Here is a 19,524-nt window from a genome sequence, read left to right on the forward strand (position 1 = left end):
CCATGCGCATTGCCGGCCAAAAACTCACCGGAAAACTCGCCGCCATCTATGCGACGGTCATCCTCATCACCATCGTGATGCTGTTGCCTTTCGCCTGGATGCTGTCGGCCTCGCTGAAACTCAGCAGCGAAGTGTTCGTTTTCCCGATCGAATGGATACCATCCAACCCGCAGTGGTCGAACTACGTCGATATCTGGACGAAAATCCCGCTGGCGCTGTTCATCTACAACACGTCGAAGCTGACGATCATCGTGACGCTGATGCAGCTGTTCACATCGAGCTTTGCGGCCTATGCCTTCGCCAAGCTGCATTTCCCTTACAAGAACGCGCTGTTTCTCGGTTACATCGCCACCATCGCCATGCCTTGGCAGGTCTATATGGTGCCGCAGTTCCTGCTGATGCGCGAATTCGGCCTCAACAACACCCATCTGGCGCTGATCTGCCTTCAGGCCTTCACCGCTTTCGGCGTGTTCCTGATGCGGCAGTTTTACATGTCGATCCCGACCGAGCTGTGCGAAGCCGCCCGCATAGACGGCATGAACGAATACCAGATCTGGGCAAAGATCATGCTGCCGCTGTCGAAGCCTGCACTCTCGACGCTGACCATCTTCACCTTCGTCACCACCTGGAACGATTTTCTGGGACCGATGATCTACCTGACCAAGACCGAGCTGAAGACGATCCAGATCGGCCTGCGCATGTTCATCAGCCAATATTCCGCCGAATACGGGCTGATCATGGCCGCATCCGTGGTGGCGCTGATCCCGGTGCTGATCGTCTTCCTGTCGCTGCAACGCTTCTTTGTCGAAGGCGTCGCATCCTCCGGCATCAAGGGTTGATTTTATGAACGTGAACACATCCATCGCTCCGCAGCCGATTACCGACGAAGAGGTCAAAGCCGCTCTCGATATCGCTGTCGCGCAGATCCGCCGCAATCTGCCGGACTTCACCTACAGCGCCCAGAACCATTCGAGCGTGAAAAATTTTTACCCCGCTGTCGCCAACGACCAGTGGACCGCCGGCTTCTGGCCGGGCGAGATCTGGCTGGCCTTCGAGCATAGCGGTGACAAGGTGTTTCAATATGCGGCGCAAATCCAGGTGCAGAGTTTTCTGCACCGGATCGAGAACCGCATCGAAACCGACCATCACGACATGGGTTTTCTCTATTCGCCCTCCTGCATCGCCGCCTGGAAACTGGTGGGCGACGAGGATGGCCGTAAGGCGGCACTTCTCGCCGCTGACCAGCTGCTTGAACGCTACCAGCCGATCGGCCAGTTCATTCAGGCATGGGGTCGCAAGGGCGTCGCGGAAGAATACCGCTACATCATCGACTGCCTTTTGAACCTGCCGCTGCTCTACTGGGCAACGGAACAGACCGGCGACCCGAAATACCGCGATATCGCGCTGATCCATGCCCGCACGACGCTTGCCAATTCCGTGCGGCCGGACTCATCCACTTATCACACCTTCTACATGGACCCGGTGACCGGTGCGCCCGTGCGCGGCGCCACCAAGCAGGGTTTTAGCGACGACAGTTTCTGGGCGCGCGGTCAGGCCTGGGGTGTGGCCGGCATGGCGTTTTCCTATCGTTATGAACGGATAGACGAATATCGCGACACGTTCGACCGGCTGCTGGCCTTCTACCTGAACAAGCTGCCGGCCGATCTGGTGCCCTATTGGGACATGGTGTTTACCGATGGCGACAACGAACCGCGCGATACGTCTGCGGCCTCGATCGTTGCCTGCGGATTGCTGGAAATGGCCGATCTTGTCGGCGGCGAAGCAGCGGACCGTTACCGCGATCTGGCCCGCCGGATGATGAAAAGCCTTGCCGATCATTATGCGGTCAAGGATCCGGCCGTCTCCAACGGGCTCGTCCTGCACGGCACCTATTCCAAAAAATCGCCCTACAACACCTGCCGCGGCGAAGGCGTCGACGAGTGCGTGTCCTGGGGTGACTATTATTACATGGAGGCCCTGACGCGCCTGTCGCGTTCGTGGTCTTCCTACTGGTGAGAGATTGAACCGATGGCCAGCATTTCACTTAAGAAATTGAACAAGACCTACGGTGCCCTGACCGTTGTCCATGACATCGATCTGGAGATCGCCGACAAGGAATTCATCATTCTGGTCGGTCCGTCCGGCTGCGGAAAGTCGACGACATTGCGCATGATCGCGGGCCTGGAGGAAATCTCGGGCGGCGAGCTGATCATCGGCGGCGACGTCGTCAACGACGTGCCGTCCAAGGACCGCGACATCGCCATGGTGTTCCAGAACTATGCGCTTTACCCGCATATGACCGTCTACAAGAACATGGCGTTCGGCCTGCAACTGCGAAAGGCTTCGCGAGAGGTCATCGACCAGAAGGTGCAGGAAGCGGCAAAGATCCTGGACATCACGCATCTTCTCAACCGCAAGCCCAAGGCGCTTTCCGGCGGACAGCGGCAGCGCGTGGCGCTGGGTCGTGCCATGGTGCGCAATCCGGAAGTGTTTCTGCTCGACGAACCGCTTTCCAACCTCGATGCAAAGCTACGCGGCACGATGCGCGCCGAGATCACCAAGCTGCACAAGCGGCTGAACTCGACCTTCATCTACGTCACCCATGACCAGATCGAGGCCATGACCATGGCCGACCGCATCGTGGTGATGGCCGATGGTCATATCCAGCAGGTCGATACGCCGCAGAACCTCTATGACCGCCCGATCAACATGTTCGTGGCCGGTTTTATCGGCGCACCGCAGATGAACATGCTGCCTTCGAAGATCGAAAAGCGCGGCGAAGAATATGTGGCGATCTTTGACGGCCGCGTGCTGCCGATCCCGCAAAATTTCGACAAGGCCCGGATTGCGCCCTACGAGGGCCGCGAAGTCGTTATCGGCCTGCGCCCCGAAAACTTCCATGAACTGGCGCCTGCCGACATCAACCCCGCAAATCTTGCGCCCTTCGAGGCCGTGGTCGATCTGGCGGAACCGATGGGGTCCGAGATCCATCTCAATATCACCGCCGGGGAAAAGGCTATGACTGTGCGTGTCTCGCCGCGCTTCAAGGCGGGGATTGGCGAAACGGCAAAACTGATCGTCGATACGACCAATATGCAGCTGTTCGACAAGGAAACGGAACGGTCGATACTCTACTGAGGAAACACCACCTGGAGGTAGGCCATGCAGTGGCTGCGGGATATGTGGACGAAGGAAGGGCCGGGCATTCCCAAGAATGCGCCGCAAAAGACCGGCCTTGCTCTGTTTTCCCAGATCTTTGCACGTGAATGGTGGGAGATGGTCAAGCTGAACATCCTGTTCATTCTGGTCGCCCTGCTGATCATTCCGCTGCCTGCCGCCATCGCCGCCACGGTTTTTGTCTGCGTCGCTTTCGTCGAGGACCGCAACACCTATCTGCTGCGTGATTTCGTGGAGGCGCTGCGCCGCTATTTCTGGCGGGCGACGGCTTGGGGCCTGGCATTTGCCGCCGTCATCGGCCTCGCCATCTATGCCATCGTCACCTACGCGGCAGCGGCGCGGGAGAATGTTTTTCTCGCCTTCCCGCTGACGACCGCGCTCGCCGTCACTGTTTTTCTCGGCATCGTCGCCTGCCATCTCATCGTGCTGATGGTGATGCGCGACATGCCCGCAAAGACGTTGCTGAAGCTTGCCGTCATCGCTTCCGTGCTGCGGCCGCTGCCGGCGATCGCCGCCCTTGTTTTCGTCGCCGCGCTGTGGGTGGCGCATATCGCCTTTTACCCGGTGTCGGTGTTCATGCCGGCCACGCTCAATTTTTCACTCGGGCTTTTCGCCATTACCTTTGCCGCGCACCGCGCCGCCGTGATGGTGCTTGCCCTGCCGGCTGCCGTTCAGCCAGCCCTCGAAACGGAGGCGGCTGACGCAAGACATATCTGAACCAGAGACAATCCAGGGAAGGAGAAACAGGATGTATTTGGAAACGTTTGGGAGAGGCATGAAACTGACTTTGGCGGGGCTTGCCCTTGCGGCATCGACCACAGGTGCAGCGTTCGCGCAATCCGGTGACGCCGTCACATTGCGCTGGGCGCTGTGGGACTGGGACAAGGTGGCCTATTACAAGCCGCTGATCGAGGCCTATCAGGCCAAGAACCCCAATGTGAAGTTCGAGCATATCGACCTGGGCTCGCAGGATTACCAGCAGATGATCGCCACGCAGCTCGCGGGCGGTTCAAAAGATATCGACATCGTCACCGTCAAGGACGTGCCGAACTACACGAACCTGATCCGCGCCGGTTCGATCATGGATCTGTCCAGCTTCATGACTGAGCAGAAGATCGACAAGGCCTCCTTCGGTGGTCTGGCCGAAGAAATGACGGTGGATGGCAAAATCTATTCGCTGCCGTTCCGCTCGGATTTCTGGGTCGTCTATTACAACAAGGACATTTTTGACAAAGCCGGCGTGCCCTACCCCACCAATGACATGACCTGGGCGCAGTTCGACGAGACAGCCACGAAACTGGCGGGTGGCATGGGTGTCAACAAGACCTATGGCGCGCTGTTTCACACCTGGCGCTCCACCGTGCAACTGGCCGGTATTCTCGACGGCAAGAACACGCTGGCCGGCCCGGATTATGCCTTCCTCAAGCCTTGGTACGAGCGGGCGCTGAAACTGCAGGAAGACAGCATCGTGCCATCCTATGCGACGCTGAAAACCTCCAACACGCACTATTCCGGTCCGTTCTTCAACGGCACGATCGGCATGTTGCCGATGGGCACATGGTTCGTCGGCACGCAGATCGCCAAGGTGAAATCCGGTGAGAGCAAGAGCAAGAACTGGGGTATCGTGAAATTCCCGCATCCGGACGGTGTTGTTGCCGGCACCACGGCGGCGCAGATTTCCGGTCTTTCGGTGAACAGCAATTCCGGCCACAAGGAAGCGGTTCTCGACTTCATCAAGTTCGTGACCAGCGCCGAAGGGGCTTCGATCATCGCGTCGACCGGCACCATTCCGACCGTGCGTACACCGGAAGTGACGGCGAAGATCGCCTCGCTTGACGGTTTCCCGCAGGACGAGACCAGCAAGGGGGCACTGGAACCCGGAAAATCCTATCTGGAAATGGCGGTCACGCCGAATGCTGCCCGCATCGAGGTTATCCTCAACCGCGCGCATGACTCGATCATGACCGACAATATCTCTATCGATGACGGGTTGAAGGAAATGGCCGATGGCGTGAAGGCCATCAAATAACATGCCAGAACCCCGCGGAGACCAAACGTTTTCGCGGGGTTTCTTTTGTCCGCACACATGTCCGAACCTATGGAAGACCGATGATCTACGATCCTGTCCGCGCCAATCCCCTCCACGGCAATCCTCTTCTCAGCCGCGATGATCTAGCCAAAGCGGTGATGGATCTCTTCAATCCGTTGCTTCCCTACTTCTCCGAGGGTGGCGCGCGGGTGCGGCTCAGCGCCACCGGTGCGCATTTTGATCGCGCAGCGGCCGATCTCGAAGGTTTTGCCCGGCCGCTGTGGGGCATCGTGCCGCTGGCTGCCGGCGGTTATGATTTTCCGCATTGGGACCTCTATCGTCGCGGCCTTGCCAACGGCACCGATCCCGACAATCCGGAATATTGGGGCGATGTTTCCCGCACCGACCAGCGACAGGTGGAGCTTGCTGCCATCGGTTTTGCCATTGCCATGGTGCCGCAGTTTATCTGGGAACCGCTGAGCGAAGACCAGAAAAAAACGGTTGCCGCCTATCTGATCTCGGCGCGAACCAAAGACTTCGTCGACAATAACTGGAAATTTTTTCGCGTCCTGATCGATCTCGGCCTGACGCAGGCGGGTGTGGATTTCGACCGCTCGCTCACGGAGCAATATCTCGACGAGGTCGAGGCTTTCCGGCTGGGCGAAGGCTGGTATCGCGACGGACCTGTAAAACGGGTCGACCACTATGTACCGTTCGCCCTGCATTTTTATGCGCTGATCTATTCCGTCATTGCCAAGCACGACACGAAGCGTGCTGAGGCCTACCGCGCGCGTGCAAACGTGTTTGCCAAGGATATCCGCCACTGGTTCGGGTCGGATGGTGCGGCGCTCGCTTTCGGTCGCAGCCAGACCTATCGTTTTGCCTGCGGTGGCATTTGGGGGGCGCTGGCCTTTGCCGGCGTCGAGGCCCTGCCCTGGAACGAGATCAAGGGATATTACATGCGCCATATCCGCTGGTGGTCGGACCTGCCGATTGCCGAGCGTGATGGCATTCTCTCCATCGGCTACGGTTATCCGAACCTGATGATGAGCGAGAGCTATAACTCGGCGGGATCACCCTATTGGGCACTCAAGTTTTTCCTGCCGCTGGCCCTGCCCGCCGATCATCCTTTCTGGGCGACTGAGGAGACCCCTGCCCCTGATTTCGCTGACCCGGTTCCGCTGAAGGAAGCCGGCATGGTGGCGATGCATACGCCCGGCAATACCGTGATCCTTTCTTCCGGCCAACAGCATGACAGGATGCTCGGGGCCAACGAAAAATATTCGAAATTCGTCTATTCCACCCGTTACGGCTTCAACATCGAACTCAACGATCGGCATTTCGTTGCCGCCAGTTTTGACGGCATGCTGGGGCTTTCCGATGACGGTGTGCATTTTCGCATGCGTGAGACGCTGGAAGACGCGCTGATTGCCGGCGACAAACTCTATTCCCGCTGGAAGCCGTGGGATGATGTGACCGTCGAGAGCTGGCTTGTCCCGGCCAATCCCTGGCATATCCGTATCCACCGCATTCACACACCGCGTAGCCTGCAGACGAGCGAAGGCGGGTTTGCCATTCCGCGTGCCGATTTCAATGCCGATAGCAGCGTGCAGGAGCCGGGCAGAGCCATCTGGCAAGGTCAGACGGATATCAGCGCCATTGTCGATCTGTCGCCGACGATCACACGCCACGGCCATGCCATCAGTGCCATCGCCAATGCGAACCTCATCCATGCCAAAACGCTGGTGCCGCAATTGCGTGGCGAGATTTCTGCGGGCACGACGGTGCTGAGCGCAGCGGTCGTTGCTCTTCCCAGAGCGGACGCGAAAACCGGACTTCTTGAAACCGTTCCCGCATGCCCGACGCTTGCCGAACTCGAGGCAATTTTCCGTGCTGGCGGCGAACGTGTGCCGGCATTCGCTCTCTGAGCGGCCGGGATATAATCTCGGCGCCGTCTCAAGATCAGCAATCATCGCCAGCCGGTTGATCATGCTGGATATTCCGAGCGTCCTGCCATCATACGCTGGTGGGACGATACGGCTGATTTTGCCGGATATGCCCTTTTGCCGGCCGTGGCAGAAAACGATTGCGACTTCATCGACAGAAGATAGGCCTGTTTGGCTTCATTCGCCGTCAGGAAGGCCGATGCGTGGTTGAGATGGGTGAGGCTGCCATCCTCAGCTTCATTGACCTCAGCGGCGTGCTGTTCGTTTCCGACAGTTGCCAGCTGCGTCATCATCAGCCTCTCCACCATCGGCCTTACTTGGAAATTGCCTGATTTTGCAGAGGATGCGAGGTTGCGAAGATAACCGCTCGGCGAAGCAATCTCCTCGCCCTTTTCATAGAGGCAGGCAATGGTGACGGCAGTCTCGACGATGCCGATCGAACTCTGTGCCAATTCCAGAAGCTGACGGTTGATGGAGAGCATCGAGCATAGAACCGGCTGAACCGACATCAGGTCCTGCATGGTTTTCAGACTGCCGCTTGCGCTGAGGATGGCGACATTGGGGCAGGCACGGTTGACCAGATCCAGTGACAGCGGTTTTGCCGGCTGCCGATCATTCGAGGTTTCTTGGCTCGCGCGCGGTTCAACAACAGAGATGTTTGAATCGAATCTGGATTCTGGTTTGGATTCTATGTGCCGCTCAGTTTGAGAGGTGTTGCCGCCCAAATTTTGGGAATTTGCAAAGTTTTTCAATGAATTGACAATTTCCGCATGAACGCGCGATAAAATAGAGAGATGTGCTTCGAGCTGATGCAGTTCAGCCTTGCGCGGGAGAGCAGAAACGAGGTCAGCCAGACGGATTTTGAGAGAATTCCAGTCACCGGGAACGTCTTCGACTTCGACCACGATCAGCAGCTTGCCGATATCGCGACGATGCAAAGAGATCTCTTCCCGCAGAAGATGGGTCTGCCGACGCTGGTTCTCGACCTTCTCGGCGAGATCAAAGATTTCATCGGAACGGGCAAGAAGCGGCTGCAGTGAGAAACCAAAAGCCTGGGTGATATCCCCTGCCCTGCCGCGTCGTGCGTACCGTTTGCCGTTCGGGCTGTCCTTGCGTGTCAGAAGACCGGCGTCCACCAGCGATGCCAGATGGCGACGGATGGTTTGTTCGGCCATGCCATGGCTTCTCTGAGACAGAGCCTGATTGGAAGGAAAAACGACAAGACCGTTTGCCAGGGAAATCTCGGCCTTCGGGTAGAAGCTCAGCAGCGCATTCATAAGCGCAAGCGCACGGTCAGACAGGCCAAGAAGCGGCTTTGCCTGGCATAGGGCGCGATAGAGTTCCCATTTGTCGATGGATTTGTCGCATACCTTTTCACTGTCGACGATCTGATCCGTCAACATGGCAAGGGTCATCGACCGCCGCCCAAAGGGCGTCGTCAAATATCCACTGTTCATGACTTTTACCTTGTGACAGGCAAAAGAAATTCGCTCGCCGAAACGACGCTGTGCTTGACACTGATTCTAGGAAGTGCGATTCTCGAGTTGCTCAGACTACGAGGAAAGCTTCCGTAACGGTGACGTTCGGGGGCTTTTCTTTTGCGCTCTTGTCCCTCTCCTAAATGTTCGGGTTGATGATGGTCTCAGTCGTGACGCAATGCTGACGACTTGAGATATTCCAGATGCAGTTCCTGCAGACGGGCTGCAACGAAATCTGCGAATTCGGGTGCGACCTTCTCATCGAAGAGAAGCGTGGTGCGGCTGCTGGAGCGCTCCATCACTGCCAGTTTGACACCGCTTGCAGCCTTGATCGGTTCCGGCTTTTCCTTCTCGATCTTGACCGACAGGGCCGTCATGACCTTGACGAAACGGCTATCGGAATCCGACTGAAGGAATTGCTGGTTCCGCAGCAGTGCCGACAGTGCTGGCGATTCCGGCTTCTCTGCCAGGCGCTCCGTCAAGGCAATCCAGCGTGGTCGCCCGGTCTTAGGGGCCGGACCAATGGCTTCGATCAGCGAACGCGGCAGACCATGTGCAACGGACATCAGGCGCGAAAGCTGTGTCTTCTCCATGCCGAGTGCCGACATGATGATACGGCGATCAAACCCCTTCTCTTCCAGAGCCAGGGCAAACAGACCACGTTCGATATAGCTGAGATCCGAACGCGCCGAGTTTTCCTGACCCTGGATGACGACCAGTTCTTCGTCCGTCAGGTTCTGTACGACAGCCTTGACCGGACGACCGAGGGCCCGCAGAACGCGCACACGACGATGACCAAAAGCGATCTGATAGAAGTCGGCCTTGTCAGGATGCGGACGGACAAGGATAGGGCTTTTCTGACCCGACTCGCGAATGGCGTCGGTCAGCCGCTGGAAGTCCTCGCCATCATCCGGAAGACGATCGTTGACGAACGAGCCCTCGATCTTTTCTGCAGGAATTTCCACAACGGCGGAACCGGCTGCAATAAGCGCGCGGGCCTGATCGGCGGCATTGGCAATCTGACCAAGCGTGCGACCCATGGCACCGACGGCACCGGAACGGATATGCTGCATCTTCGCGTCGTGACCAGTGTCTGCGGCAACGGCCTTGCCGGCAGTCGTATCGTCATCGGCAGGGTTGCCAGCTGGCAACTCATGATCCCGACGTGACAACATGGCTTTCAACGTATCCTTACGGCTCATCCTGCCCTACCCCAGGCCTGACGGATCAGACCTTCAATCTCGCTGTTGACGCCGTCCAGAGATTCCATGGCGCGGTCATAGGTGTTTTTCGAAAAGTTCTCGCGGCCGACTTCGTAAAGCGTCTGCTTGGAAAGGCCGGCATCGGAAATGGCTGTCGATTTGAGCATGGTGTTGGTCAGCACACGTTCACGGAACAGTGAACGCATGAAACCGACCATCTGTGTCTGCGGTCCATCCGAAGGTTCGTAACGCGTCACGACATAACGAATGAAATCGTAATCCAGATCGCCGCCCGACTCCTGCACGACACCGAGAAGATCGGACGTCATTAGAAGGAACTGGCACATGGACATGACATCGAGCATCTGCGGATGTGCAGTGATGACAAGGCCTGTGGCGGAGCAGAGTGCGCCGAGCGTCAGGAAACCGAGCTGCGGCGGGCAATCCAGAACCATGACATCGTAGTCGTCTGCCACCGTGCCAAGAGAGGATGCGACCCGACCGAAGAACGGTTCCGCACCGCGTTCGGCAAGCGCACGCGGTGTGTCGTGTTCATATTCCATCAGTTCCAGATTGCCGGGCACGATGTCGAGACCGGGAATGTAGCTTTTGCGAATGATGTCCTTCATCGGACGACGTTGATCGTCGTAGCGGATAGCCGCATACATCGTTTCGTTGCTGGCGATGTCGTATTCCGGCTGATAGCCATGCAGGGCCGTCAGAGACGCCTGGGGGTCGAGATCGACCGCAAGCACGCGGTAACCCTGGAAAGCCAGATATTGCGCCAGGTGAGCCGCTGTGGTGGTCTTGCCGCTGCCGCCCTTGAAGTTGACCACGGCCATAACCTGGCAATGTTCACCTTCGCGGCGGCGCTGGACATAACGCTTGTTGCCCTTGGCATTTTCGTCGAGGACGGCGCGGATCTCGTTGATCTGTGCCAGCGTATAATAACGCCGGCCGCCAGAGTTGATGGTGGGCTGCGGGCCCTTGCCGTTCAGGGAGAGCTGACGAAGATAGGCATCAGCAATGCCAATCAGCTTGGCGGATTCCACTGAGGAAAACGAGCGAAGCATTTTCTGCGCAACGGGAGGAAAGAGCGCAGCACGCATCGCCTGCAGTTCTTCGGACAAAGCAGCACCGTCGCCAGCGATAACTTCCGTCATCGGACGCTTGGGTTCTTGCGGTTCCGTTGGCTGACTACGTGTCTTGGCCATAACTACGATAAATCTCCAGAGTGTCGGAATATTCCGTAGCGAACCATGACGCGAGTCGCTCTGAGTCGCAAGGCCTTTAGGGTTAACGATAGGTTAACAGCATTTGCTCCACGATTCGTTCATCGCCGCCGTGTAGAGGATTGACGAGGTTGCCATATGGCAACCCACCTCCCCAATTCTCCAAAAGACTCTCTCCAGCGCGTTTCTGAAGCACGCGCCGCGGCGACTACGACGGCCGTTAGACTGGCGCGTTGCCGATGGCCGAGAACGGGAATATGGTCCGCGCATCAAATGGGTGGGTTGATCTTAATGGCGATGGCTTCCGATTCTCAAGCAGAACCCTATGGGGAATTCGTCGATCTGGCGTCGGTGCCACGAACGCGTTTCTTTCACCATCATCCGTTTATCGAGCGGTTGCGTCGTGCCGTTCATTTCGATTTCATTGCCGTCAGCGGTCTCGATATAGATCGTTTCCGTTTTGGCCGCGGGCAGTCGATCGATACCAATCTTCCCCCCGGCTACATGGAAGCCTATGCCGCGGAAAAACTCTATCTGAGCGATCCGCTGGTGGCCGCTTCGGTGGATGGCAAGGATGTGGTCTGCGATGCAGAGGTGTTCGTGTCTGCGCCGCCCAGTGCCAGACTTCAGCAGTTGATGACAAGTTTTGGCGTTCTCAATCGCACCTTGTTTCCATTGCGGCGTGGCGAGCATGTCTATGGCGCCATCACCTTCATACGAACGGTGCCGTTCAATGCTGATGAAGTCGATTTCCTCAAGCGCATCTGCGAGGCGACGCATGTCGCTATTACCAAACCGCTGATGGATCGCTTCGCAGCCGACACTTTGAAACTTACGTATGGAGAATTGATCTGTCTGCGGTTGGCAAGCCATGGGCTGACCAGCGAGCGCATCGCTGCGGAAAGCGGCTATCAGGTCGATACCGTAAATACCTATATGAAAAGTGCGGTGAAAAAGGTTGGGGCATCCAACCGCACCGAAGCCATTGCCGAGGCCATTCGGCGGCGGCTGATCGAGTGATCTCCTGAAGCCAAGCCGACCTGCCATTGCCGGCATTGGTTTCACGAAGAGCAGGGCAGGGCGCGCCGGTCTGCGTTGCCACATGGCAACTTGGTTTGTCAGCAAGCCTTCCGACAGGCGGTGTTGTTGAAAACGGTCGGCAATGCCTGAAGTCTCTGGCACTTTTTGTGGTGTTGAGGTATAGATTGGACCGTATCCAACGGGACTGAGTCTATCGGATTGGCTCGGATGTTTGGAGGGCGCATTGATTGAACTAGGCTCGTCGGTGTAGAAGTCGATGTGCTGAAACCGAATGGCTGTTTAGGTTTCAATTCGCAATAATTATCATTATAATTCAGATAGATGAAACGTGACTTGAGGCGCTTGAATTGGCAAGCTTCGTGGCCCGTAATGTCATGTTCTTGTGCCGTTTTGGCTCACCGGCTCGGCTCGTTTGCTACTTTTCTGTACAGTGAATTTCAGTTGCCAGCATTATAATTCATGGCGCCTATCGCCTCGGTTAATGGAATCGATTAGCCATGAGGGATGCGGTATGAATTCGCAATGCTGCCATTTCAGGACTTTCTGCAGCCGGCCACCGCCGCCTCTGCTGCATTGGCGCGTCTTGATGAGCGCGTCATGCGCTCGCAGCATGGAGATGGCTGGCTGGCCCGGTCTCACTTTTTCGACGCCTGCGCATCCCTTTGGGTGGATGGCGAACTGGTCCATATGGAGGATCTCGTCCTGCATGATGCAGGCATGGGGGTCCGAAAACCCACGCATGAACTGACCATCGCGCAGGACGTGCTTCGGTCGCGACGTCGGATCCTTGCCAACCCGCCGGGCTGGGCGTTGAGCATGGATGGTGTCCGCAGGCTGCGGCGGAGTGGCGACGGTCCCGAAACCGATCTTGAGATAAAGTCCGTTTCGACGCCACCGGATATGATGCCGATGGAAGGTGATGAGGATCCGCTCGGTGCGGAGCTGGCCGCGATCGATGTCATCCTTGCGCGCAGTGAAGCGCTGCTGGCTGCGGCGAAGGGAACCGCGCTTTTACGCGATACGGCGGAACGGGATGCACTTGTTTATGAGCCCGACTGGAACGAGGATGAGCGGCTTGCGGAGTGGCAACGCGCGCTGAAAGACAGTGACGGTTTGCCGGCGGTGGTGCGTGCGGCGGTGGTGCTGGATGCCTGGAATGTGCTGCAGGTTCTTCAACATGTGCCTTGGTTGGGTCGGTTGCTGGCCGCCGCAATTCTGCATGAGGCTGGGCTGACGGCAGGTTATCTGCTGCCGATCAGCGTCGGCCTGAAACAGGTTCAACGTCAAAAGAGGACGCATCGCGATCGCGATGTCCGGCTCATTGCGATGATCGAGGCGATGCGCGAGGCGGCCGAAAGCGGTCTCAAGGAACATGATCGCCTGCTGCTGGCACGGCAGCAGATGGAGCACCGCCTTGCCGGGCGTCGAAGCTCCTCGAAGCTGCCGCAACTGATCGATCTCATTCTCTCCAACCCGATCGTTTCCACAGGCATGATCGCAGACGCGCTGTCGGTGACCCCGCAAGGGGCGTTGAAAATAGCGGGTGAATTGAACCTGCGGGAACTGACCGGTCGCGGTCGCTTTCGCGCCTGGGGTGTTCTCTGATGCGGGCTTTGGCCCGTCGGGAGCTTGTTTGATGTCAAGGACAGGCTACCCCGTTTAGGTCAGATAGGGCTCATGAAGTCCGATTATTCCAGAGTTGTCAGCTGGCAACATTTTCAAATTTCATCCGAATGGCTGCGCCGCACCGAGCGAAATGCGGGCCGTTTTCAGGCATGAGGCCGCCTCCGTCCAAGGCGGAGGTGCTGGTCGTCGGCGGCGGAATGGCCGGCTTGTGTGCGGCCATATCAGCGCAAAAGGCGGGTGCGACGGTGCGGATTCTGGAAGCGTCTCCCCGGCATATGCGCGGTGGCAATCTGCGCCATGCCCGCAATATCCGCATCCCGCACGATGGCATCAGTTCCTATTCTCCGGGCATTTACCCGGTCGAGGAATTTGCTCGGGAGCTGACCGAGGTCTCGCGTGGAGATGGGGATGCCGCATTGATCGATATGCTGGCGTCCCGCGCGGCTGATCTCGGCGAATGGCTTGCCGACCAGGGCGTGGTTTTCCAGACGAAACATATCCCGTTTTCCCGCAGGACGGCGTTCTTTCTGGGCGGTGGAAAGGCGGCAACCAACGCACTTTATGCAAGGATCGAGGCGCTTGGTATTGCGGTCAGCTACGAGACGCCATGGGACATCGATACCCTTTGTGAGTTGCCATCTGCAGCAGTGGTTCTGTGCTGTGGAGGTGATCAGGCCGATGCCCGGCAGCGGTTCATCAATCGCGGTACGCCGTTCAATGTGGGCGCACCGATGGAAGGCTTGATCCGGGCAGGGGCTGCGGTGGCCGGCGTCTCGGGGGCGGTACATCTGGTTGCCGTCGACGCCCGCTCACCCCGCCATGACGGAGGGATCGTGACCCGCATCGATGGCATGCAATTCGGGATGATGGTCGATGCGCAAGGCAGACGGTTTGCCGACGAGACGGCGATTGTCGGGTCCCGGCGCTATTCGATTTGGGGGCAGACGATTGCCGCCTTGCCGGTGCCCAGCGCAACGCTTGTTCTCGATGCGGGAGGCATGGCAGCGATGCCCCGGTTGGCCTTCGAGCCCATCCGTGCGGCAAATCTTGGCGAGATGGCCGCGTTGATCGAGGTCGATTTCGCGGCTCTTTCCTGCTCGGCGCGGCAATCCGGCCGGGTGAGAAAAGCGCCGTTTTTTGCTTATCCGGTCGTGTCGGGGCTGACCTTTTCCTGCCATGGTCTGCGGGTCGATACGCGTGCTCGGGTGAAAATGGGCGATGGTTCGGTGAGCAAAAATCTGTTCGCGGCAGGTGCAATCATGGCGCCGGCGGTTCTGCACATCGGTTATCTCTCCGGCACGGCGCTGACGATCAGCGCTGTCTTCGGGCGTATCGCAGGTGAGGAGGCAGCCCGTCATGCGCTTGGATGAAACCCTGTCGGACGAAGCCCGGCGGATGCTCGCCATCTGCATCGTCTGCGATTACTGCAGCGGCTTTTGCGAAATGTTCCGCGCCGCGGGCAGGCGGCCGCAGCTTTTGGATGGCGACATCACCTATCTCGCCCATCTCTGCCACGATTGCGGCAATTGTCTCGAAGCATGCCAATATGCCCCGCCGCATGTTTTTGAGATCGATCCACCGAAAAATCTTGCCGATGTGCGGTCGCAGTTGTGGCCGAAGATATGGTCGTGGCTAACATTGCTTTTTGTGCCGCTGGCGCCGCTGATGACATTCCTCCTCGTGCCATCGGATATCCTGTTTGCCCGGCATCTGGGGCCCGGTGCCTTTTACGTAGTGCTGCCCTGGTCGGTTCTGAGCATTGGTGCCGGCATCGCGCTCATGAGTTCACTTGCTGCCCTTGGCTTCGGGATCTTCCGCTTTTGGCGCAGCAGTGGCGGCGGTAATCCGCGTGGTGCGATCATGACGGCGCTGGCCGACAGTCTGACCCTGCGCAATCTGGAGGGTGGCGGCATTGCTTGTGATCATGGCGGAATGCGGCGATGGGCGCATCATGGTCTGGTCACCGGCTTTGGTTTCTGCTTTGCCTCGACTGCGGTCGCGACCGTCTATCACCACAGCATTGGTCTTCAGGCGCCCTATCCGATGACCAGCCTGCCAGTCGTTCTCGGCAGCATCGGTGGTAGCCTGATGATGTTCGGCTGCGGCGGTTTGTGGTGGAGCAGGTTGCGGCGTGACCGGCGGCGGCAGGCTCAGACCGCCGGCGGCTACATGTTGCTGGCTTTGCTGATGCTGGTTTCGGTCAGCGGTTTTGCGTTGCTGATATGGCGCGAGACGATGATGATGGGCATGCTGCTCGCCATCCATTTCGGCGCGGTGCTTAGCCTCTTCCTGTTTATCTCGACCGGCAAGCTGGCACACGGCGCGTACCGGGCAGCCGCGTTGCTGCGGGCCGCAATGGAGCGGCGGCACGGCTGATCTGGGTCACTCGCGGAACCTTGGCAGATTTCTTTCGTTGGCGGTGAAAGGTTGCACTGCGGCGAAAGGATCTTTCATGGAGCTGAAATCTCAGGTGGCGCTGGTAACCGGCGCGGGTTCCGGCATCGGCAAGGCGGCAGCGATCATGCTGGCCGGGCAGGGGGCCAAGGTAGGTATTCTCGGTCACACGCGATCCGAGATCGAAAGGACGGTAACGGAAATCGTCGATGCGGGCGGGCAGGCGCTGGTTCTGGAAGCAGACGTGGCTTCGGAGGGTGATATGCGTCGCGCCGTCGATGAGCTTGTGACGACCTATGGACAGCTGGATATCGTGGTCGCCAATGCGGGCATCAATGGCGTCTGGGCGCCGATCGACGATCTCAAGCCCGAGGAATGGGACAAAACGATTTCGGTCAATCTGCGAGGCACCTATCTCACACTGCATACCACCGTGCCGCATCTGAAATCACAGGGCGGTGGCTCGATCATCGTCATTTCGTCGATCAACGGAAACCGTACATTCACGACACCCGGCGCGACCGCCTATGCCGCGACCAAGGCAGGGCAGGTGGCGATGGTGCAGCAGCTGGCGCTGGAGCTTGGAAAACACCACATCCGCGTCAACGCGATCTGCCCCGGCGAGATCGAGACCAGTATCGAGGACAATACACGCCAGCGACATGCGGAAGAGACGGCGATCCCGGTGGAGTGGCCGGCGGGGCAGGTGCCGATCAGCGATGGCAGGCCTGGCCGCAGCGAGGATGTCGCCGATCTCGTGCAGTTCCTTGCGTCGCCGCGTTCAAGACACATCACCGGCGTGCCGATCTATATCGATGGCGGGCAGGGGCTTTTGCGCTGACAGATGCTCTGTCATTAGCGATCGAGAAAATCCTGCCATTGCCGCTCGCCGGAAAGACAGTCGGCCTTCGGCTCGGCTGCGATCCTGTGCATTTGAGGTGAGGGGGAAATGTTGCTGACCTCCATCACCATCTTGCGGCGCACGGCCGTGGCGAAATCCTCGATTTTGTGCACGGGCAGGACAAAGGAGCCGGGTCCGCCGGCCACGCAGTCGGAATAATAACGGTCCAATCCACCCGCCGTGCCGGAAGGGCGCAGCATGATGGCGAGACCATTGATGACAATCCCGGCTTCGATAGCCTTGTCGCGCACGGGCAGCACCGGCACGCCTATATTGTTCGGCCCGTCGCCCGATACATCGATGACCTGCCGCATACCGCGATAATCGTTGGCGATGATCGATGTCGCACCATAACCGATCGCCGCGGAGATCGATGTGCGGCGCTGGGTGGCGACCGGGCGCGCGGCGATCTTGTCGGCAAACGCCTTGGCGTCCGCTTCCGTCTCGATGATCTGCCAGTCTATGACCGAGGCTTCATCGACTTCGCCGGCCCATTCGTAATAGCTGATGGCGACGCGTCCGAGCATTCCACCTTTGACGGCGTTGATGAATTCAGGATGGGAGAGTGCTTCGACATAACCCTGTCGCTGGATCCGTACTTCTTCGTAATCCATCGAGCGCGAGACATCGACGGCAAGCGCTAGTTCGACATCCACCTCACCGCCCGCTGTTGCAGCCGTGAGATTGGGAGAGGCGGAAAGCCCCATGAGCATCGCAAAGGTGACCAGCATTTCAACCCCGTCACTGCGTTAATCTATTAGAAGAGTAACACAGAAGACAGGCGGCGCGAGACCTTGGTGTCAGCACCGTGTCACATAACGGTGATCATCAACCAAAATTTCGCGCCCGCCGGTATTTCCGGGATTTTACTGTATGACTTCTTCGGGTCCCTGGCGGCCGAGGCCGTGTTTCAGGGCTTCCAGCAGGCAATCGGAAATCGCCTGCCGCAATGCATAGGTATGGTTGCTGGTACGCTTGTGGTCGAGCGACTGTGCCGCATCGACAAGACTCAGACCCTGGTGAACCACGATCTGGTGTGCTCTCTGGAAAGCCCAGGACTCAATTGTACTACTTTGCTCGTTCAAAGCAGCCTCGCTAAATCATCTAGCCAATATTCACGCGAATCATTTCGCACTTCACAAATAACGCAGCTGTACTCGGCGCGAAACGCACCAAGTAAACATTACCAAAAAAGGTGGTTTTGTTTTTCCAATGAAATCAATGATGTACAATTTATAACAGGCAATAATTGCGGTTATCTCACCGCTCTTTTAAGATGATATGTACTCGTTATTCCGTAAAAATACGCGTTTACAGAATATAATTGGATTTTGTCACGTATAAGTGGCTCGAACTCGCGTTGAATATCTCGGAACGGAGCCGGCAGAGCGTGAAAATGCCGGTGCAGATCGCGCCGCACCGGCGTTTGTTTACTTCTTCACGATGACCCAGATGGCGTGGATGATGCCGGGAATGTATCCGCACAGGGTGAGCAGGATGTTCAGCCAGAAATGAAGCCCGAGGCCGACCTGCAGAAAAACGCCGACGGGTGGCAGGAAAATAGCGAAAAGAATACGAATAACGTCCAATTTCAGGTCCTTTGCTGGAACAATTTCAGCCCTATAACGCGCAGGTGCGTTTTTGGTTCATCTGTTCCCGACCTTGCCATTGCTTTTTATTTCTTTAAGGCATCATCCGGATCACGTCCGGGGCGTGGGCGATAACGCGGTATGGTCCAGCCGTAATAAAGCGCACCGCCGCGCAACGCGAAAGCGGCGGCAAAACCCGCTGCGGCGCTGGCGTAAAGAGACATGTCGAGAGACTGGCAGAGAACGAAGATGCCGGCACCGGCAAGAGCTGCCGATATGTAGATTTCCGGACGCAACAGAACAGACGGTTCATCGGCCAGAATATCGCGCAGTACACCGCCGCAGGTGGCGGTCAGCATGCCGGTGACGATGGCGATAATGGGGGAGCCCGTGGTTTCAAGGCCGATAAGCGCACCCATGACGCTATAGGCGGCAAGGCCAAGCGCATCGAGCCAGAGCAGCAGCTTGTAGCGCCACTCGACAAGATGGGCGGAGAAGAAGACCAGAAAGCCCGTCGCCACACAGACGATAATATAGGCGGGTTCCTTGACCCAGAAGACCGGCAGCCTGCCGAGAATGAGGTCGCGCAGCGTTCCGCCGCCAACGCCGGTCACGGCCGCGAAGAACAGAAAACCGATGATATCGAGCTGTTTGCGCGACGCGGCAAGCGCGCCGGCGGCTGCAAAAACGACGACGCCCGCATAGTCCAGAAGGGTCAGCACGCCGCTCTCCTTGTTGGCCGGAATGCCCGGCATCCACTTCGTTGCATGCTTTATGCGGCCGTCCTGCCGGAAACAAGCGGCATGCATGTCGCATGGGCAGTTTGCCCATCATTACAGCAAACCTGTCCTAAACGAAAAACGACCGGCGGCGTTTGCCGACCGGTCGTCTGAACATTGTGTCGCGTCT

Annotated in this window: 18 protein-coding genes; 11 read left to right on the forward strand and 7 right to left on the reverse strand. The window is 58.0% G+C overall.

The features are described 5' to 3' along the window. The first annotated feature begins 2 nt into the window (after positions 1 to 2). From AAIH70_RS12945 to AAIH70_RS12970, 6 genes are all read left to right on the forward strand, one after another. Entirely contained in the window at positions 3 to 839 is an 837-nt protein-coding gene (locus AAIH70_RS12945; protein ID WP_132275156.1) for a carbohydrate ABC transporter permease, read from the forward strand. A 4-nt stretch (positions 840 to 843) separates the two neighbouring features. After that, complete coding sequence (locus AAIH70_RS12950) at positions 844 to 2,016, forward strand: glycoside hydrolase family 88 protein (protein ID WP_132275153.1); 1,173 nt, start codon at positions 844 to 846, stop codon at positions 2,014 to 2,016. Between the two features lie 12 nt (positions 2,017 to 2,028). Then, positions 2,029 to 3,138, forward strand: coding sequence for an ABC transporter ATP-binding protein (locus AAIH70_RS12955; protein WP_132275150.1), 1,110 nt, complete (start codon positions 2,029 to 2,031; stop codon positions 3,136 to 3,138). Positions 3,139 to 3,162: 24 nt separating this feature from the next. Then, positions 3,163 to 3,894, forward strand: coding sequence for a DUF624 domain-containing protein (locus AAIH70_RS12960; protein WP_132275147.1), 732 nt, complete (start codon positions 3,163 to 3,165; stop codon positions 3,892 to 3,894). A gap of 31 nt (positions 3,895 to 3,925) precedes the next feature. Then, the gene (locus AAIH70_RS12965; protein WP_132275144.1) at positions 3,926 to 5,206 is read left to right on the forward strand and encodes an ABC transporter substrate-binding protein; all 1,281 of its coding nucleotides are present in this window, start codon (positions 3,926 to 3,928) and stop codon (positions 5,204 to 5,206) included. 80 nt (positions 5,207 to 5,286) lie between these two features. Beyond that, positions 5,287 to 7,134 carry a DUF2264 domain-containing protein gene (locus tag AAIH70_RS12970; RefSeq protein ID WP_132275142.1) on the forward strand — a complete coding sequence of 616 codons (1,848 nt, stop codon included), beginning with the start codon at positions 5,287 to 5,289 and terminating at the stop codon, positions 7,132 to 7,134. 59 nt (positions 7,135 to 7,193) lie between these two features. Here the strand turns inward: AAIH70_RS12970 and repC are convergent, their stop codons facing one another. The 3 genes from repC to repA form a co-directional block, all read right to left on the reverse strand. Further along, positions 7,194 to 8,609 carry a plasmid replication protein RepC gene (gene repC / locus AAIH70_RS12975; protein WP_132275139.1) on the reverse strand — a complete coding sequence of 472 codons (1,416 nt, stop codon included), beginning with the start codon at positions 8,607 to 8,609 and terminating at the stop codon, positions 7,194 to 7,196. A 185-nt stretch (positions 8,610 to 8,794) separates the two neighbouring features. Beyond that, complete coding sequence (repB, locus tag AAIH70_RS12980; protein WP_132275136.1) at positions 8,795 to 9,832, reverse strand: plasmid partitioning protein RepB; 1,038 nt, start codon at positions 9,830 to 9,832, stop codon at positions 8,795 to 8,797. Then, positions 9,829 to 11,046, reverse strand: coding sequence for a plasmid partitioning protein RepA (gene repA, locus AAIH70_RS12985; protein ID WP_132275134.1), 1,218 nt, complete (start codon positions 11,044 to 11,046; stop codon positions 9,829 to 9,831). Before repA ends, repB begins: the two co-directional genes overlap by 4 nt. Positions 11,047 to 11,355: 309 nt before the next feature. Between repA and AAIH70_RS12990 the strand changes: the two genes are divergently transcribed. The 5 genes from AAIH70_RS12990 to AAIH70_RS13010 all read left to right on the forward strand — a co-directional run bounded on the left by AAIH70_RS12990 (position 11,356) and on the right by AAIH70_RS13010 (position 16,966). Next, positions 11,356 to 12,084 (forward strand): helix-turn-helix transcriptional regulator, encoded by a 729-nt coding sequence (locus AAIH70_RS12990; protein ID WP_207908267.1) that lies wholly within the window; start codon positions 11,356 to 11,358, stop codon positions 12,082 to 12,084. A 525-nt stretch (positions 12,085 to 12,609) separates the two neighbouring features. Then, entirely contained in the window at positions 12,610 to 13,710 is a 1,101-nt protein-coding gene (locus tag AAIH70_RS12995; RefSeq protein ID WP_132275131.1) for an RHE_PE00001 family protein, read from the forward strand. Positions 13,711 to 13,880: 170 nt separating this feature from the next. Continuing rightward, a complete protein-coding gene (gene tcuA, locus AAIH70_RS13000; RefSeq protein WP_132275129.1) occupies positions 13,881 to 15,101 on the forward strand; it encodes an FAD-dependent tricarballylate dehydrogenase TcuA in 1,221 nt (406 codons plus the stop codon). Then, the gene (gene tcuB / locus AAIH70_RS13005; RefSeq protein WP_430034323.1) at positions 15,088 to 16,107 is read left to right on the forward strand and encodes a tricarballylate utilization 4Fe-4S protein TcuB; all 1,020 of its coding nucleotides are present in this window, start codon (positions 15,088 to 15,090) and stop codon (positions 16,105 to 16,107) included. Before tcuA ends, tcuB begins: the two co-directional genes overlap by 14 nt. Positions 16,108 to 16,183: 76 nt before the next feature. Further along, a complete protein-coding gene (locus tag AAIH70_RS13010) occupies positions 16,184 to 16,966 on the forward strand; it encodes an SDR family oxidoreductase (protein WP_132275123.1) in 783 nt (260 codons plus the stop codon). A gap of 14 nt (positions 16,967 to 16,980) precedes the next feature. On the opposite strand, the gene AAIH70_RS13015 is transcribed toward AAIH70_RS13010, so the two are convergent. The 4 genes from AAIH70_RS13015 to AAIH70_RS13030 all read right to left on the reverse strand — a co-directional run bounded on the left by AAIH70_RS13015 (position 16,981) and on the right by AAIH70_RS13030 (position 19,337). Continuing rightward, the gene (locus AAIH70_RS13015) at positions 16,981 to 17,757 is read right to left on the reverse strand and encodes a DUF1194 domain-containing protein (protein WP_132275120.1); all 777 of its coding nucleotides are present in this window, start codon (positions 17,755 to 17,757) and stop codon (positions 16,981 to 16,983) included. Between the two features lie 135 nt (positions 17,758 to 17,892). Continuing rightward, entirely contained in the window at positions 17,893 to 18,054 is a 162-nt protein-coding gene (locus AAIH70_RS13020; RefSeq protein ID WP_348639721.1) for a hypothetical protein, read from the reverse strand. Positions 18,055 to 18,456: 402 nt separating this feature from the next. Continuing rightward, the gene (locus AAIH70_RS13025; RefSeq protein WP_112733530.1) at positions 18,457 to 18,615 is read right to left on the reverse strand and encodes a YqaE/Pmp3 family membrane protein; all 159 of its coding nucleotides are present in this window, start codon (positions 18,613 to 18,615) and stop codon (positions 18,457 to 18,459) included. A gap of 86 nt (positions 18,616 to 18,701) precedes the next feature. After that, complete coding sequence (locus AAIH70_RS13030; protein WP_245519182.1) at positions 18,702 to 19,337, reverse strand: trimeric intracellular cation channel family protein; 636 nt, start codon at positions 19,335 to 19,337, stop codon at positions 18,702 to 18,704. Positions 19,338 to 19,524 lie beyond the last annotated feature (187 nt).

Source organism: Neorhizobium sp. BT27B, assembly GCF_050455485.1.
Classification (GTDB): Bacteria; Pseudomonadota; Alphaproteobacteria; order Rhizobiales; family Rhizobiaceae; genus Neorhizobium.